The 15,391-nt window shown below is 66.4% G+C and carries 18 protein-coding genes; 1 reads left to right on the forward strand and 17 read right to left on the reverse strand.

Features of this window, described 5'->3' with window-relative positions; all coding sequences use genetic code 11:
- Both WAN02_RS32415 and WAN02_RS32420 read right to left on the reverse strand, forming a co-directional pair.
- Positions 1 to 884: HoxN/HupN/NixA family nickel/cobalt transporter (locus WAN02_RS32415; RefSeq protein WP_422269455.1), on the reverse strand; the 884-nt coding region annotated here is incomplete at its 3' end.
- 138 nt (positions 885 to 1,022) lie between these two features.
- Positions 1,023 to 2,150 (reverse strand): alkaline phosphatase family protein, encoded by a 1,128-nt coding sequence (locus WAN02_RS32420; RefSeq protein WP_422269471.1) that lies wholly within the window; start codon positions 2,148 to 2,150, stop codon positions 1,023 to 1,025.
- 131 nt (positions 2,151 to 2,281) lie between these two features.
- Between WAN02_RS32420 and WAN02_RS32425 the strand changes: the two genes are divergently transcribed.
- The gene (locus tag WAN02_RS32425; RefSeq protein WP_422269456.1) at positions 2,282 to 2,773 is read left to right on the forward strand and encodes a Fur family transcriptional regulator; all 492 of its coding nucleotides are present in this window, start codon (positions 2,282 to 2,284) and stop codon (positions 2,771 to 2,773) included.
- Here WAN02_RS32425 and WAN02_RS32430 read toward each other — a convergent pair.
- The 15 genes from WAN02_RS32430 to WAN02_RS32500 form a co-directional block, all read right to left on the reverse strand.
- On the reverse strand, positions 2,731 to 3,507 hold the full coding sequence (locus WAN02_RS32430; RefSeq protein WP_422269457.1) for a DUF6390 family protein: 777 nt from the start codon (positions 3,505 to 3,507) through the stop codon (positions 2,731 to 2,733). The genes WAN02_RS32425 and WAN02_RS32430 overlap by 43 nt on opposite strands.
- 3 nt (positions 3,508 to 3,510) lie before the next feature.
- The gene (hypD, locus tag WAN02_RS32435) at positions 3,511 to 4,650 is read right to left on the reverse strand and encodes a hydrogenase formation protein HypD (protein WP_422269458.1); all 1,140 of its coding nucleotides are present in this window, start codon (positions 4,648 to 4,650) and stop codon (positions 3,511 to 3,513) included.
- Positions 4,651 to 4,662: 12 nt separating this feature from the next.
- A complete protein-coding gene (locus WAN02_RS32440; protein ID WP_422269459.1) occupies positions 4,663 to 4,935 on the reverse strand; it encodes a HypC/HybG/HupF family hydrogenase formation chaperone in 273 nt (90 codons plus the stop codon).
- A gap of 16 nt (positions 4,936 to 4,951) precedes the next feature.
- Complete coding sequence (gene hypE, locus WAN02_RS32445) at positions 4,952 to 6,064, reverse strand: hydrogenase expression/formation protein HypE (RefSeq protein WP_422269460.1); 1,113 nt, start codon at positions 6,062 to 6,064, stop codon at positions 4,952 to 4,954.
- Entirely contained in the window at positions 6,061 to 6,732 is a 672-nt protein-coding gene (locus tag WAN02_RS32450; protein WP_422269461.1) for a D-sedoheptulose-7-phosphate isomerase, read from the reverse strand. Before WAN02_RS32450 ends, hypE begins: the two co-directional genes overlap by 4 nt.
- Positions 6,732 to 7,445, reverse strand: a complete 714-nt coding sequence (locus WAN02_RS32455) for a HypC/HybG/HupF family hydrogenase formation chaperone (protein WP_422269462.1) — start codon at positions 7,443 to 7,445, stop codon at positions 6,732 to 6,734. The genes WAN02_RS32450 and WAN02_RS32455 overlap by 1 nt, the downstream gene beginning before the upstream one ends.
- Positions 7,442 to 9,778, reverse strand: a complete 2,337-nt coding sequence (hypF, locus tag WAN02_RS32460; RefSeq protein WP_422269463.1) for a carbamoyltransferase HypF — start codon at positions 9,776 to 9,778, stop codon at positions 7,442 to 7,444. The genes WAN02_RS32455 and hypF overlap by 4 nt, the downstream gene beginning before the upstream one ends.
- Positions 9,771 to 10,016, reverse strand: a complete 246-nt coding sequence (locus WAN02_RS32465) for a HypC/HybG/HupF family hydrogenase formation chaperone (protein ID WP_325691425.1) — start codon at positions 10,014 to 10,016, stop codon at positions 9,771 to 9,773. The genes hypF and WAN02_RS32465 overlap by 8 nt, the downstream gene beginning before the upstream one ends.
- Before the next feature lie 3 nt (positions 10,017 to 10,019).
- A complete protein-coding gene (locus WAN02_RS32470; protein ID WP_422269464.1) occupies positions 10,020 to 10,514 on the reverse strand; it encodes a hydrogenase maturation protease in 495 nt (164 codons plus the stop codon).
- A gap of 23 nt (positions 10,515 to 10,537) precedes the next feature.
- Positions 10,538 to 10,657 carry a DUF6893 family small protein gene (locus tag WAN02_RS32475; protein ID WP_422269465.1) on the reverse strand — a complete coding sequence of 40 codons (120 nt, stop codon included), beginning with the start codon at positions 10,655 to 10,657 and terminating at the stop codon, positions 10,538 to 10,540.
- The gene (locus tag WAN02_RS32480) at positions 10,645 to 11,988 is read right to left on the reverse strand and encodes a hypothetical protein (protein WP_422269466.1); all 1,344 of its coding nucleotides are present in this window, start codon (positions 11,986 to 11,988) and stop codon (positions 10,645 to 10,647) included. The genes WAN02_RS32475 and WAN02_RS32480 overlap by 13 nt, the downstream gene beginning before the upstream one ends.
- Complete coding sequence (locus WAN02_RS32485) at positions 11,985 to 12,647, reverse strand: DUF6084 family protein (RefSeq protein ID WP_422269467.1); 663 nt, start codon at positions 12,645 to 12,647, stop codon at positions 11,985 to 11,987. Before WAN02_RS32485 ends, WAN02_RS32480 begins: the two co-directional genes overlap by 4 nt.
- A complete protein-coding gene (locus WAN02_RS32490; protein WP_422269468.1) occupies positions 12,644 to 13,270 on the reverse strand; it encodes a DUF5947 family protein in 627 nt (208 codons plus the stop codon). Before WAN02_RS32490 ends, WAN02_RS32485 begins: the two co-directional genes overlap by 4 nt.
- Positions 13,267 to 14,211: a NifU family protein gene (locus WAN02_RS32495; protein WP_422269469.1), complete on the reverse strand. Its 945-nt coding sequence runs from the start codon at positions 14,209 to 14,211 to the stop codon at positions 13,267 to 13,269. Before WAN02_RS32495 ends, WAN02_RS32490 begins: the two co-directional genes overlap by 4 nt.
- Positions 14,212 to 14,214: 3 nt before the next feature.
- Positions 14,215 to 15,391: nickel-dependent hydrogenase large subunit (locus tag WAN02_RS32500; RefSeq protein ID WP_422269470.1), on the reverse strand; the 1,177-nt coding region annotated here is incomplete at its 5' end.

The raw sequence follows: 15,391 nt of genomic DNA on the forward strand, positions 1-15,391 counted from the left end.
GTGATGGTGATGTTGTAGTAGACCTTGCGGACCGGGTTCGAAAAGGCCCAGCCATACGCGAAATTCATGAACGAGCCGTCGATGGTGTCCAGCAGACACATCCCCGCAGTGAACAGCACCGGCAGGCACAGGATGGCATACCACGGCAGTCCGGCCGCGGCGCTGGTACCGGCCAGCACCAGCAGCGCGACTTCGGTCGCGGTGTCAAAGCCCAGGCCGAACAGCACCCCGATCGGATACATATGCCACGACGCGCTAACCGATTTGGTGAAGCGGCCGAGCAGCCGGTTGAGTAGTCCGCGATTGTTCAGCTGCGCTTCGAGCTCGTCTTCGTCGTAGTGGCCGCGGCGCATCTCCACGAACACCCGCAGGATGCCCACCAGGATGACCACATTGATGATGGCGATCAAGTACAAGAACACGCCCGAGACGGTGGTGCCGATCAGGCTTGTGTAGTGATGCAGGGCCGAAGAGTCCCGCTCGACGGGCCCGATGATTGCCTTGAGCCCGAAAGCGATGAGCAGTGCCAGCCCGAACACCACCGACGAGTGACCCAGGGAGAAAAAGAAGCCGACGGCGAGCGGCCGTTGCCCGTCGTTCATCAGCTTGCGGGTGGTGTTGTCGATCGCGGCGATGTGGTCGGCGTCGAATGCGTGGCGTAGCCCCAGCGTGTACGCGGTCAGGCCGATGCCGATACCGAACGCTTTGTCCCCGATACTCAAATGCGCCGGCTCGACGACGAGTAGCAGTGTGCCCCATCCGATTACATGCAGCGCGATAATGGTCGCGAACATCGATCCCAGGCGCAGCCACTCGTCGGGCGTCAAAGCCCCGCGGAGCCGAGAGCGCGACAAAGGTTGCCTGCTGAGTGTGTCAGCGGCCATGTCGCGTCCCATCTGGATATGAACCCCGGCCGCTATTGACGCTAAACCTCCGGTGGGCGTCTTGCAGATGATTCGCAGGAATTTTGCGAGTATTTTGCAGGTGGAATTCGGACAATCGGGTACGGAGCAGCGCTCCGTTCAGCCCTGGAAGGTGATCAGCGGGATAGCCATCTCGACCGGGTCGCTGGCTCCATGGAGGCCGATGAGCTGAGCCACTTCCGGCGGCTCGTGGGCACTGGCCAGGATCGCCGTGTCACCCAAACAGGTGACGACGACGTCGCCGATCCGCGGCAGGTGACCGGGCAGCACGGGTCCGAAAAGCCCAGCCGCGACGGCGTCGTCGCGGCTGCGCACCTCGGCTCGCCCATTCAACAGCTCACTCCAGGCGGCGATCACGTCGGAAGCTGCGCCCGGCTCGGTGTGCAGGTAGCGCACCCGCGGATCGCCGGCAACGACTCGCACTCCGGCGCTCAACCGCGCATCGGCGTCCAGGTCGATCCGCCGGCCTTGCGGCACATTCAACCCGCCGTGGTCGGCGGTGATCACCAGTGCGGTTTCCGGCGGCAACGCCTCGACCAACCGCGTGAGCAGGGTATCCACGTAGGCCCCGGCGGAGTGCCACTCGGCTGAGCCGACACCGAACAGGTGCGCCGCGGTGTCGAGTGCGGCGGTGTATGCGTAGACCAAACCGGGCGGGGCCCGTAGCTGGTCGATCACGAGCTGGGCGTAATCGTCGTCCTTGGTCGCCACCACTAATCGGGCACCGCGGTATGCCGCCTCGGTGAGGCCGCTGCCGAGGAACGCCGCGGGTAGTACGGCACGAGCACCGACGCCGGCCCGATGCAGCCGTTCGAACCATGTTGGGACGGGCTGCCATTGGCCGGCCGGCGGATCATCGCGCCAATAGATGTGGTTGAGCACCCGGTCGGTCTCGGGGATCTTGACCGTGAAACCCAGAATCCCGTGGCGGCCCGGTGCGACCCCGGTGGCCAACGACGCCAGGCTGGTCGGTGTGGTGGAGGGGAAGGTGCAGGCGAGTTCGTCAAGCCGGCCGGCGCCACCGGCCAGCACGGACGCCAGCAGCGGTGCATCGGCTGCCAGTTCCGGCAGCAGGTGCCAGCCCATCCCGTCGACGAGAACGACCACAACGCGTCGCACTTCGCCGACCCGTGCGGTCACCCCGAGCGCATCCGCCGCCCCGTCGACGGAAAGCAACGCCGCCGCGGTGGGCAGCACATCGCAGATCGAACCTCGCGGCGATCGCAAGCGCGGCGAAGCCGGGGGCAGCGGGTCGCCGCGCGACAAACCTCGCGACAAATCGGGCACGACGTCAGTCTGACAGCGCCCGATCCGGTCATTGGGTGCGATTCGACGATCGGCTGCGTGATACTGGACGAGTGGCCAGGCCCTCGGCTTTGGATCCGGCCGTCATCGAGCGGATCGGCGAGCTGCTGCGCGCTCATGGGCTGCGCCGGATGGCCTCCCGGATCGCAGTCTTGGCAGTGCTGGAGCCGGTCCACGGTCATCTGTCGGTTGCCGAGATCGATCAGCGGCTGCACGAGTGCCTGCCGGCCGAAGACCAGCCACCGGACCTGGCGACGATCTACCGCACGGTGATCACCCTGGTCGACCAGGGTGTGTTGCATGCGCTGACGTTGGAGGGCGGGGTGACCACCTACGGTCTGGCTGCCGACCCGCATCATCATGCGGTCTGCACCCGCTGTGGCTCGATCATCGAAGTGCCCGCCGGACGACTGGCCTCTGCGCTGCAACATGCGATGGCCGGCAGTTCGTTCACCCTGTCCGAACGCGCCGGCCTCACCTTGCACGGACTGTGCCCGCAATGTCAGGGTGACGGACCACGGGACGCCGACCGGCCACGACGCTGAACGTGCGCCAGCCGCTGATTCGTCGCCTCGAGCTGACGGGTGGTGCTGTCGGTCAGCGCCTGGATCTGGTCGGATTGCAACGGGCCGCACAGCCGACCCCAGTGGATCGCAACCTCGTCGCCGGCCGCCACGTCGGGAACCGCGCTGTACCCGTCGGCCCATACGTCGAGTCGGCGCGCCGATGGCTCGGACAGGTTCAGCGCGTGTCCGTCCCACGTCAGCCGGCGGCAGGACACTTCAACGTCGTCACTGTCGCGGGAAAGTACTGTCCCCCAAGTGATCCGGCAGTTGTCCAGCACATTGAGCGGCTGCTCGTCCATGCCCCGGCCGAGAAACCGCGTCCACGGGTAAACACCGAACACGTGGAAGCAGTGGTTGGCGGCCGCCTCGCGCGCCAGGTCACGTGTGAGATGCGACCAGTACCGGCCCGCCTGAGGGCCGATGATGTCCAGTAAAGCGTCGAAAAACTCGTCTGTGTCAAGGTTGGCGCCGACGCCCCCGCCCAGCCAGTACGACTCGACAAGCCGATAGTCCAGCGGATCGCTGATGCCGGTTATCTGCGCGAGCACACGTAAGTAGGGCCAGGCCCCGGAGAATTTCGTTGCAGCCTCGCGCACCTCGTCGACCGAGCCGTCCCGCAAGGTGGCGCCCAGTGGGGGACCGCAATAGCCGAGCGCATTGGGCGCGTGGGCGTAGCGAGCGAACATCTCGACGCCGCGGCTCTCCGGGTCCAACTGTCACGCCCGCCCGGCTTGTCCCACCAGCTTCGCGGCGTCGCGATGCATGCGGCCGAAGTTGTAGTAGGCCGCGCACGCTCCCTCGGGTGACACCATGCAGGTACCGATCGGCGTCTCCGGGGTGCACGCGGTACCGAAAACCTTGCATTCCCAGGGTTTCAGCACACCTTTGAGCACCTCGCCGCACTGGCACGCCTTGGGGTCGGCGACCCGCACGCCGGGCATCGAGAATCGGAGTTCGGCATCGAACTCTGCGAAGTCGTCGTGCAGCCGCAGCGCGCTCTGCGAGATGAATCCCAACCCGCGCCATTCGAAGTGCGGACGCAACGCGAACACTGTGCCCATCAGCGCCAGTGCCGCCGGGTTGCCGTCTTCGGGCACCACGCGTTTGTACTGGTTCTCCACCTCGCATCGGCCGTCACGGATCTGGCGTAGCAGCATGGTGACCGCAGCCAGAATATCCAGTGGCTCAAATCCAGCCACCACCAACGGCTTTCCGTACACCTCGGGCACGAATCGGTAGGGCCGGTTGCCGACTACCGTCGAGACGTGTCCGGGGCCGATGAAGCCGGACAGCCGCAGGTCCGGTGATTCCAGGATGGCCTTGATCGGCGGCACGATTGTGACGTGGTTGCAGAACACACTGAAATTTCGCAGGCCGAGGTCGCGGGCCCGAACCAGCGTCACAGCGGTCGACGGGGCCGTGGTTTCGAAGCCGATGGCGAAGAACACCACGTGTTTTTCGGGGTTGTCGACAGCTATCTTGAGCGCGTCGAGCGGGGAGTAGACGAACCGGACATCGGCGCCACGCGCCTTGGCGTCCAACAAACTGCCGGCTGACCCGGGCACCCGCATCATGTCGCCGAAACAGGTGAAGATCACCTCGGGTTGGCCCGCCAGCCACATCGCGTCGTCGATGCGACCCATCGGGATGACGCAGACCGGACACCCCGGGCCGTGGACCAATTCGACGTTGTCGGGCAGCAAGTGTTCGATGCCGTGCCGATAAATGGTGTGCGTGTGCCCGCCGCACACCTCCATGAACTTGAAGTGGTCGGCGCCGCTTCCCGCCAGGTGTTCGATGGCAGCCAGCAGCTTGCGGGCCGCAGCCGGATCGCGGAACTCGTCAACGAATTTCATCGTCGCCTCCGTTTAGACAATCGCCGACGAGTCGAAGGCCTCGACTTCGGTGGTGTAGGCCTCGCCGAGCTTCTTGACGGCGGCCAGGGTCAGCAACGCCTCGGTCTCGTCGATCTTGGCCATCGCGAATCCGACATGTACCAGCACCCAGTCGTCGGGCTCGGGCATGTCGCTTTCCAGCAGCCGCACGCTGATCGTGCGCTGCACCCCGCTGACGTCGACCTTCGCCAAATAGTTTGCGGAATCGGTGATCTCAACGATCCGGCCCGGAATGCCAAGACACATTAGCGGTCTCCTCCTCTCAACAGATCCGCGGCAGCGGGTCGCCGACGAGCATGTCGACGATCCGGGTGCCGCCGAACCCGGTACGCAACACCACGCTTTCCGCCGGTTCGGTGACGATTTCCCCGACCTCCGCCGCGTCGCCGCCCAGCGGATGCGAGCGCAGCGCAGCCAGCCCGGCGTCGGCTTCTTCTGGTGCGACGACGGCGACGAACTTTCCCTCGTTGGCGACGTAGAGCGGATCGATGCCAAGCAGCTCGCACGCGCCATTCACCATGGGCCGCACGGGAAGTCTCTCCTCTTCGAGCAGTACCCCGAGGCCGCAGGCCTGAGCCAATTCGTTGCAGACGGTCCCGACCCCGCCCCGGGTGGCGTCCCGCAGCCAGCGGGTGGATGGCGCGGCCGCCATCAGCAGTTCCACCAGCGGGCTCAAGCACGCCGTGTCGGAATGGATGTCGGCCTCGATGGCCAGGTCGCCCCGGGCCAGCATCACCGCCATACCGTGATCGCCCATCGAACCCGACAGGAGCACCCTGTCGCCGGGGCGTACCGACGCAGCCGAAAGTTTGCGTCCCGCGGGAACGACGCCGGCGCCGGTCGTGGTGACGAACATGCCGTCGGCGGCGCCCTTGGGCACCACCTTGGTGTCGCCGGTGACGATCTGCACACCCGCGTTGGCCGCCGCGGCAGCCATGTCGGCGACGATCTCCTTCAGCTCGGCGATCGGAAAACCCTCTTCCAGCACGAACGCCGCCGAGATCCAAGACGGCACCGCGCCCGACATCGCGACGTCGTTGCAGGTGCCGTACACAGCGAGCTCGCCGATGGAGCCACCGGGAAAACGCCTGGGCTGCACCACGAATGAATCGGTGGACATCGCCAGCCGCTCACCGCCGGGCAGCGTGATAACCGCGCCGTCGCCCAGCGACTCCAGCAGTGGATTGCGGAACGCCTCCATGAACACCGCGTCGACCAGCGCTGCCGAAGCCTTTCCGCCCGCCCCGTGCGCCAGGTTCACGTGGTCGTCGAGCAACCGGGGGCGGCGCCTGCGGAACGACTCGATCCGCTCGATCACCTCGCCCTCGGCGAACCGCGGCCCCGACGACAGGTATTCACCTGCTGGCTTGCTCATGCGGCCCCCAAACCTCGATCGTCGGACCGGCGCTGGGTGGCCGACCACAGCTGATAGCCCAGCAGCGCCTGCGATTCCTGAATGCGGTGCACACTTTGCGAGCGAACGATGAAGCAGGCGTCCACATTTGGATTATTCACGAAAGCGCCGCCGTCGTATCCGGCGAAACCGACTGTGTACAAACCACGCTGTCGCGCCTCGGCCAGCGCCGCCAGCAGGTTCGGCGAATTGCCACTGGTCGACATCGCGATCGCGATTTCACCGGCCTTCGCGCGGGCGATCAACTGACGGGCGAACACCAGCTCGAACCCGACGTCGTTACCGAGCGCGGTCACAATCGCCTGATCGGCGGTCAACGACCAAGCGGGTAGCGGCTTTCCGGCGGGCGGGCGGGAGAACAACGCGGCCAGGGTGGTGGAATCGGTGCAGCTGCCGCCGTTTCCGAAGGTGAACATCCGTCCGCCGGCCGCGAAGCGGCGGGCCATCTGGGTAGCGGTTTCATCCAGCAGGTCGGCGTTGTCTTCCAGGGTGGTGCGCCGCAGCGCCAAACTCTCGGCGGCCTTTGCCTGCGCTGACGCGGCGAGATCGGCGAGCAGCGATTGTGGGTCGTCCTCCCGTCCATCGATGAACGGATACAGGAAGTTCGTGGGCTCCTCGTGGGTTGCCATCAAACGTCCTCCTCGACGCGACTGATCGCGGTCCCGGCGTGCACCAGCACCAGCTCGCCGGCGACAACCGGATCGATCAGCGCCGTCGCCACGCTCTCGACACCACGCGCGGTGCGCACCGAGGCCATCCCGTCGGCCGACGGCGACACCACTTCGCCCACACGCCCCTCGTCACTGCAGGTGACGCATACCTCCTCGGCGCATTCGGGTTTGAGCAGTCCCGAGTGCTCGAAACACACGTGGGTGAGCTCCCACAGCAGGTGATAGAACAGCACGAAACCGCCTGTCGCGGGAACGCGCGGATCGGGGTCATCGAGCCACAGCACGTGATCGGCCGCACCCGCCGCGGGCCGTTCACCGCTGCCGATCCAGATCGTGGTGGCGCCCCAGGCCGGGCTGCGGCGCATCACAGAACGCAGCTCGAGGTCGGCGGCGGCACCAACCCCGATCACGATGTCGCCGGGCCGAACCGACACCCGCACCAGATCGACCAGGTTCGGTCCGGTCAGGGCAACGGCCGGAAGTGCCCGCTTTCCCATGATCACCGGATGCACGAACTCGACCGCAATGTGCAGTGCATGCGGCTCCAACGACGGTGCGATGGACCACATCGTCGCGCCCGCCGCGAACCGCTTGGCCAGTGTGAACGCGGCCGCGGCCAGATCGGCGGCCAGCTCGGCGCCGAGCCCGCGATCGATCGCAGTGGTACTCATCGCAACTCGGCCTCTTCCAGCGCGGTCAGCATGGAGATCGCGGCCTGACCCAGCGCCAGCCCGCCGTCGTTGGGCGGCACCGTCTCGTGGGTGAGTACGTCGAATCCCGCCTGCTGCAGGCGGTGTCGGCACCCCCGCAGCAGCAGCACATTCTGGAAGACCCCGCCGGTCAGGCCCACCAACCGGACAGGTCCGGCGGCCTTGCGCACCGCCTCGGTGACGGCGACCGCGACCGCTCGGTGAAATTCGGCAGCCAGCACTGCCGTGCGCACACCGGCGCGCAGGGCCGATACCATCGCCCGCAGCATGCCTGCTGGGTCGATCACCCCGTCGGCGCGTACCGCCAGTCTCAGCTCCGGTCCCGCTGTGTCGCCGACGGAATCGGCGAGCGCTTCGAGTTCGACGGCGGCCTGGCCTTCGTAGTCGATCCGCTGTCGCACTCCCAACAGGGATGCGACAGCGTCGAACAGCCGGCCCATGCTCGAGCATGGCACGCACCCGCTGCCGGATGCCAGTTGTGAACGGGTGAGCCGCAGTTCGGCCGGCGTCGCGGCAGCGATCGGCGGCAGATCCGGTGTCCAGTCGATACCGGCCATCCACAACTGAGACAGCGCCATCCGCCACGGATTGCGCACGGCCGCATCGCCGCCCGGCAGTGGCACCGGCAACAGGTGGCCAACCCGGGCGAACCGTTGGCTGTCCGGCCCGAGCTTGAGAATCTCGCCGCCCCAGATCGTCTGATCGCAGCCGTAGCCGGTGCCGTCAAACGAAACACCGATCATCGGTTCACCGAGACGTCCGTGCTCGGCCAGCAGCGACACCACGTGCGCGTGGTGGTGCTGAATCAGATCCAATGGTCGATCGCCGGCACTGCGCTCCGCCCAACTGCGGGTGTGATATCCCGGATGCAGGTCGGCCGCCAATCGCACCGGCTCATGCCGGATTTCACTGAGCTGGCCCACCGCGCGCTCGAACGCGCGCAGGGTTTCCAGTGTTTCCATGTCACCGATATGTCCGGACAGGTATGCGCGCGGCCCGTCGGTGAGGCAGAAGGTGTTCTTCAGTTCGCCGCCGACGGCGAGCACCGCTGGGCCGTCGCGGCCGAGGTCGACGGGCAGCGGCGCATAGCCGCGGGAGCGACGGATCGGCAGTTCGCGACCGTCCACCACTCGAACCACTGAATCATCGCAGGGGACATGGATCGGCCGGTCGTGGTCTAGCACCGCGTTGCACAGCGGTGGGAGACGTTGTACGGCATCGTCTTCGGTGAAGCAGATGGGATCATCGGAGCGGTTGGCGCTGGTCAGCACCAAGGCGTCGGGCACCGGTGCATCGACACCAGGGACGGGCGCGAGCAGTAGGTGATGGATCGGTGAGTACGGCAGCATCAGCCCGACCAGTGGGCTGCCGGGCGCGACGGCCTCGGCGAGCGGCGAGTCGCGGCGACGCCGCAACAGTACGATCGGCCGCGCAGGACTCGAGAGCATCGCGGCTTCGGTGTCGTCGAGGTGTGCGTAGCGGCGGGCAATGTCGAGATCGGCCACCAGCACCGCGAACGGCTTGGCGCCCCGCGCTTTACGGGTCCGCAGCGCAACGACCGCCGCCTCGTCGTCGACGCGGCAGGCCAGGTGATAGCCGCCGACGCCCTTGATCGCGACCACGGCGCCGGCGGCCAGTGCCTGCTGGGTGGCCCCCAGAGCGGCATCGGACCCGGCGACCCGCTCGGTGTGCGCGGCGAACCACAGCGACGGCCCGCAGTCCGGGCAAGCGATCGGCTGCGCGTGGAAGCGGCGGTCGGCCGGGTTGTGGTACTCGGCGGCGCAGCGCTCGCACATCGCGAACGCCGACATGGTGGTGGCCGGTCGGTCGTAGGGCAGGGCGCGGATGATGGTGAACCGCGGACCGCAGTTGGTGCACGTCATGAAGGGGTGCCGGTAACGACGATCGCTCGGATCGAACAGCTCGGCGATGCACTCGTCGCAGACGGCGATATCGGGTGGAATCGGGGTGGTGGCACCGGCGACCGGTCGGCTTTCCACGATGCGAAACGCGCTGTCGCACAGCCTTTCAGTGTCGACGTCGACGACGTGGACAGCACTGATCGACGCCAGCGGTGGCGCCTCGGCGCGCAGCCGGCGACCAAATTCGTCGATGCGTGTGCCAGGTCCCTGCACTTCGAGGAAGACCGCGCCCGAATCATTGCCGACGAATCCGGTCAGCCCAAGGTCTGTGGCGATCCGGTGGACGAACGGACGGAATCCCACCCCCTGAACGACCCCGGTCACGGTGAACCGCTGCCGGACGCTATCGATGGGCACCAGCGTGTCAGTCATCGTCGCGGCCCCGGCCCATCAACTCCAGACCGGTCATCGCCTGTTCGGCGCCGGCCCGGTCGGTCTTCTCGACGACGAATCCCATGTGGATGATCACCCAGTCGCCGGGTGCAAACGTCTCCTCCGGCAACATGCCGACGTTGACGTTGCGTTGCTTTCCGGCGACGTCGACCAGTGCGAGTTGCCCCTCGTAACCATCCAGCATTCTGACCACTTGGCCCGGTATGCCCAGACACATCGGTCAGCCCTGCCTTTCCACCGACGCCGCCGGCGATCGACTCCGCAGACCCGCGACGACTTCCTTGACTGCGTCGATGGCCCGTGGCACCGCGCCTGCGACGGCCTCGGTCAGACCGATGCCTTCGTCTACGCTCTCCACCTCGCAACCGATGACGACCGTGTAGGGCGGTTGGCCGCCGAGTGCCTTCAGGCTGTCGAACACTGCCGCGGGATCCATGCTGTGAGAGTCCAGAGCGGCTGTTGCGGAGTGTGATTCATGGTCAGCCTCGAAGACGTGCAGAGCCCCCGGGCTGCCGCGATTGGGTACCGCGTCGACGAGGACCAGCGCGTCCCAGTCGTCAAGCAGGTCGTAGGCCAGGTGCATGCCCCCGATGCCGTAGTCGACCACTCTCAGGCCCGAATCGTCTTGACGGACTGGGACGTGCCGGACTACCTCGGAGCCGAACCCGTCGTCGCCGAGGAAGATGTTGCCGATGCCGGCCACCAGGATGCGCACTGGTCTCGGACCGTCCGACGACGCTACATATGCCGGATCTTGAGGTACCGCCGGGCATCCGGCAGGGATATCAGCCCTACCACGACTCCGGCCAATGCGAACATTGCCAGGATGCCGATGAACACCCATCCTACGATCTCCATATCGAATTCCTTTCTGTGGTGCTGGTTTCGAGCGGCTCGACTTCGTCAGGGGAGAAGTAGAGATAGCGGCCGTACCACTCGTGAAGATCGGCCGCCGGATCGTCCTCGACGACGACACCGACGTGCTGGTTGCCGTCGACGTCCTCGTGCACGGTGGTGACGCGAGCCGTCCTGCCCGCGAAGAACAAGTCCTGGGCGTCGGCCCGACGGCCAGGATGCAGAATCACCCGACTGCCCCGTGCTACCCGGACACCGTTGACCAGCACCGCATCCAAGTCGGGCTGGACCGCGTTGTCGGCCAACGGATCCCACCAATCCACGCCGTCGGGTACCTCCGGAATCAAGCCGACTGCATCCCGCGGATCTCGCAGGGCTCCGTGCAGGCGCGCCATGGCTTCGGGTGACATGGAGTCGCAGCTGTCGATGATCTGCGCGGCCAATGGATCGGTAGCCCGGGCCTGCGCCTTCTCCTGGTCGGTCATCGTCATGACCCGCAACGTCAGGATCTCGTCGATCTCGGTGCAGTCGTAGAGCGCGGTCTTGCTCTGTTCGGCGACCTCGGGGTGGTCGTAGAGGATGATCGGCGAGATCAGCAACAGATCCCCGGCGCCGGGCGGGCCGGCCAGCACCGGGAAACAGCGGTGCTGGCTGCAGCGCGAGGCCGCGTCGGCGGCAGCCGGCGGCGGCTCGAGAAGCGAGACGAATTCACCCCCAACGACTTCCGCGATCACGTGGGTGCCGATCAGGGAACGCGCAATCGCGTCGTCCTTGTCCACCGCAGCGGGACCGGAGTTCGTGACCCGTACCGAGACCCGCTGCAGCGCGCCGTCTGGCTCCACGCCCACGGTCAACGCGGCGCTCACCTCCCGGCGGGTCCGGACCAGCCGACCGCCCTCGACCGATTCGACGTCGGTTGCCGGAGCGGCGGTCAGCGACAGTGACCGCGGCTGGGCCAGATCGTCAATCGCAAAGGGGCCGAATGACCTCTCACACTCGATCGCTTCGTCCCAAGTCAGCCACGAACCAGATGGCGTGATCAGCTCGTCGACGGGTTCGAAATGGCCGCCTCCGGTGTCGCGTTCGACACGGCGGTGCTGCAGCTGCAGGAAGCGCACCACCAGGGTGAATGCTTGCGCTCCGTCGACGAGGAACTGCGCCGCGATCGTGCCGTCCTCGCCGATCCCCGCGTCGGCCGCGTCCGCAGGTCCCAAAACGCCCCACTGCCAACGTGATCGGTTCCTGCTCGAGGTGGCGCGGTACGGGTAGAGCAGGTAACCCTCGTACAGGACGGCGTCGGCGACGGCCCGGGCCCGGTCCCAATCCGCGGTCATCGCGACTCCTGGTGCGCCGCGCTGAGCAGCGTGGTGACCGCGTCCTCGATGCTCAACAGGCCGCGTGCCGACTTGTAATCGGCCAACGCGGCTACCGCGTCGTGAGACAGCCGCACCCATCCGGTGTTCGGGTAGTGGAGCCCGATGAGTTCGCGCCACACGGCTACCGGCATGTCGTAGTGGTCCTCGCAGTCCCACGACACTTGCTGGACGGAGAAACCCCGCTGACCCGGCGTGAATACGGTTCCGCTGAAAAGGAATTGCAGTGGAACAGCGCCGTCGTGCAGCGCGTGCAGGTACTTGGCGGCCGCGACCTCGAAATCGTAGGTGCACTCCAGGGGTAGCGTGATCTCGCTGGTGCCCAGGAACGCCGGCACCATCGCCGTGCAATGCTGCCACAGGAAGGTGCGTTGGGTGGTGGCCCAGCGATCCCGTGGCCCGAACAAATCAGTCAGCCCCAGTGCTTCGTCGTCGGAGTAGCCGCGCCGCAATGGTTCGATGCGGACCTGGCAGCGCAGCGCGATCGCATGCACGGGCTCGTCGTCGGGCGCCGAAACACTGACGCGCGCGGTCAATATCGGCACTACCGCATAGGGCTCGGGGACCACGTCGAGGACCGTGAAAGTCAGGCCGCTCGCCTGGCCGGTGGGCCCGGTCATCGGGCTTGCTCCGTACTGCGGGTAGCCAGCTGATCGAAGAACGCGTCGATGAATTCGCGGGCCTCTTGCCCGCCGTCGAAGCCGCGCCACAACATCCGCAGCCCGCCGATGAATTCGTAGCAGGCGTCGATGGGGACCAGATAGCAATCGGGCTGTTCGTCCTCGCGCACGCGCACCAGCAGCGCCTCGACGTCGTCGGCGAGCAGGGCCACCCGAGGGTCAGCCGAGTTGATCGCGGTCCAGGCCTCGAGGTCGAGATCGGACTCGGTTGCCCCCGCCGGTCCCGGGTAGAACGCGACGGTGCGATCCAGTGCCGAGTTGCGGAAGAAGAAGGCCAGGCCGACCGGGATCTGCAGTAGTTCCCAGGTGCGGCGATCAAGCGCGAAGTCGGGAAAAGACAGGTACCGGTCGGGAACGGAGCGGTAGCGCAGCTGCGCGTGGTGATCGGTGAACAGCAGATAGCAGCCACGACATACACACATCAGTTGCCGCCCAGCCACATTCACCACGTGCTGATGCTCTTCGGCGATGCTCTCCGAGCACATTTCACACCGCTCCCCGGCAGGTTGCGGTGCCCGGCGGTTGCTGGTGATTCGGCTCAGGACGTCGTACGGACTGGTCATGCCCGTGCGCCCATCGGCTCGGCCGGTACTGCGATGGACAGCACCCCGTCGCGCAGCAGCAGCGGGATGGGATCGAGGTGGCGTTCGGCGCCGTCGTCGAGGCCCACCCCGGCGTGCACGACGTCGAAATGCGCGTGGCAGCGCGGACATCGCAGCACTGGCTCAGCGGGCGTGGTCCGTCTGTGCAGCGCCGCACCGGCCAAGGATCCATCGCAGGCCGGGCAGTGGTCACGGTATGCGTACAGCTGGTCGCCAACCCGGCAGGCCAATACGACGGTGCCGGCCACCGAAAAGCCGCCGACCTCGCCGGGGGCCAGATCGGCCAGGTCCGGGACCGAATGCCAGGCCGCCGACGCGCCGCCGTTGGCATGGGCCCTGGAATGGACCTGGGCCAGCAGTGATTCCGCCGGAATCACCGTCGTTGGTTCAGCTGTCGCGGCTTCGGGCGCCACCACGTCAATCGACGAAACTTCCGGTGCAGCAGCACGAATCGCATCCTCGACGGCCAGCTCCAGCGTCACTGCCGACGACGGGCAACTCTTACAGCTACCGGCGAACTGGAGCTGCACGGAGTCGCCGACGATATCGAGCAGATGTACATCGCCGCCGTGTGAGCCCAGATACGGTCTGACCCGGTCGAGCGCGTCGGCAACCCGGCGACGCAGGTCGTGTGGGTGTAGGCCGTGGACGAGTAGCAGGCTGGCCACCAAGTCGTCGGCGACCAGGCGGTCCATCGTGCCGCTGTCCGCCCGATCGCTGACTGTCGCCATGATCCGCGACAAGCCCGCGCCGTAGAGATGGACTACCTCGCGAACGAGTTGCTCGGCGCGCTCACGCGCGACAGTGCCGCCGGCCGACGTCGCATCCAACAGCGTCTGGATCCGATCGCCCGCCGAGCGCCACTGCGCGTCCCCCTCCAACTCCTCGGGGCGATCAGCCATAAATCACTCCCCGGTCGCTGCTTGCGTTGGTGAGTGCAGCCGCTCCAGCGTCTTGCCCTTGCCCAGGTACATGTGCACACCACAAGGCAGGCAGGGGTCGAAGCTGCGCACCGTGCGCATGATGTCGATGCCCTTGAAGTGCTCCCGGTCGTTCTCCTCGAAGATCGGCTGTCCTTGCACCGCGTCCTCATAGGGCCCTGGCGTGCCAAAGCTGTCACGCGGGTTGGCGTTCCACGGGGTGGGCGGGTAGGGGTGGTAGTTGGCGATCTTGCCGTCCCGGATCACCATGTGGTGACTCAACACTCCGCGCACTGCCTCGGTGAACCCGCAGCCGATTCCCTCCTTGGGCACGTCGAACTTCTCCCAGGTCTTGGTTCGACCGGCCCGAATTTCGGCGAGCGCTTTCTCGGCGAAGTGCAACGCGCACGCCGCCGCATAGGCCTGGAAATAGGTCCGCGCCCGGTCGCGCTCGATGGTGTTGGACCCGTGGTGGGGGATCTTCCACTCGAACTCGACCGGTCCCTTGAGTGCGGTCTTGGGCAGGTTGATGTGGACCGAATGGCCCGTGGCCTTGACGTAGCCGATGTCGACCAGGCCCGCCAACGCGGTCGACCACAGCCGGGCGAGCGGGCCGCCGCCGGTGTCCAGAGCCAAATGATCCTTGCCATCGAACCAGCGCGGAGACATCACCCAGCTGTACTTTCCGCCGTCCATGTCCCGTTTCTGCGGGTGTGGGTTGGTGTGCTGGTTCCACGGATGGCGCCGGTCGACCGGATTACCCAGCGGGTCGGTCTTGACGAACATCTCCTGTTCATTCCAGTCGTCGTAATACGAACTCCCCAACAGGATTCGGATACCCAGGTTGATGTCGACCAGCGAGTGCGTCACCAGCTTGCCGTCGACGACGACGCCGGGCGTGACGAACATCGCGTTGCCCCAACGCTCCATGTCCTTGTACTCGAAGTTGCACACGTCCGGGTCCTGGAACGCGCCCCAGCAGTTGAGGAGCACGCGGCGGCGACCGACCTCTTCGTACCCGGGCAGGGCCAGGTAGAAGAAGTCGAAGAGATCGTCGTGCATCGGCACGACCTTCTTCATGAACTCCACATAGCGCATCAGCCGCGTCACGTAGTCGGTCATCAGTTGAATGGTCGCGACGGTGCCGACCCCGCCGGGATAC

Source organism: Mycobacterium sp. (genome assembly GCF_049281135.1).
In the GTDB taxonomy this organism is placed as follows: Bacteria; Actinomycetota; Actinomycetes; order Mycobacteriales; family Mycobacteriaceae; genus Mycobacterium.

What these genes read in the sequence shown, in the direction of transcription:
- hypD (WP_422269458.1), bottom strand. Translation starts at nt 4,650, where the DNA reads ATGAAATTCGTTGACGAGTTCCGCGATCCGGCTGCGGCCCGCAAGCTG.
- WAN02_RS32440 (WP_422269459.1), bottom strand. Translation starts at nt 4,935, where the DNA reads ATGTGTCTTGGCATTCCGGGCCGGATCGTTGAGATCACCGATTCCGCA.
- hypE (WP_422269460.1), bottom strand. Translation starts at nt 6,064, where the DNA reads ATGAGCAAGCCAGCAGGTGAATACCTGTCGTCGGGGCCGCGGTTCGCC.
- WAN02_RS32450 (WP_422269461.1), bottom strand. Translation starts at nt 6,732, where the DNA reads ATGGCAACCCACGAGGAGCCCACGAACTTCCTGTATCCGTTCATCGAT.
- WAN02_RS32455 (WP_422269462.1), bottom strand. Translation starts at nt 7,445, where the DNA reads ATGAGTACCACTGCGATCGATCGCGGGCTCGGCGCCGAGCTGGCCGCC.
- hypF (WP_422269463.1), bottom strand. Translation starts at nt 9,778, where the DNA reads ATGACTGACACGCTGGTGCCCATCGATAGCGTCCGGCAGCGGTTCACC.
- WAN02_RS32465 (WP_325691425.1), bottom strand. Translation starts at nt 10,016, where the DNA reads ATGTGTCTGGGCATACCGGGCCAAGTGGTCAGAATGCTGGATGGTTAC.
- WAN02_RS32475 (WP_422269465.1), bottom strand. Translation starts at nt 10,657, where the DNA reads ATGGAGATCGTAGGATGGGTGTTCATCGGCATCCTGGCAATGTTCGCA.
- WAN02_RS32480 (WP_422269466.1), bottom strand. Translation starts at nt 11,988, where the DNA reads ATGACCGCGGATTGGGACCGGGCCCGGGCCGTCGCCGACGCCGTCCTG.
- WAN02_RS32485 (WP_422269467.1), bottom strand. Translation starts at nt 12,647, where the DNA reads ATGACCGGGCCCACCGGCCAGGCGAGCGGCCTGACTTTCACGGTCCTC.
- WAN02_RS32490 (WP_422269468.1), bottom strand. Translation starts at nt 13,270, where the DNA reads ATGACCAGTCCGTACGACGTCCTGAGCCGAATCACCAGCAACCGCCGG.
- WAN02_RS32495 (WP_422269469.1), bottom strand. Translation starts at nt 14,211, where the DNA reads ATGGCTGATCGCCCCGAGGAGTTGGAGGGGGACGCGCAGTGGCGCTCG.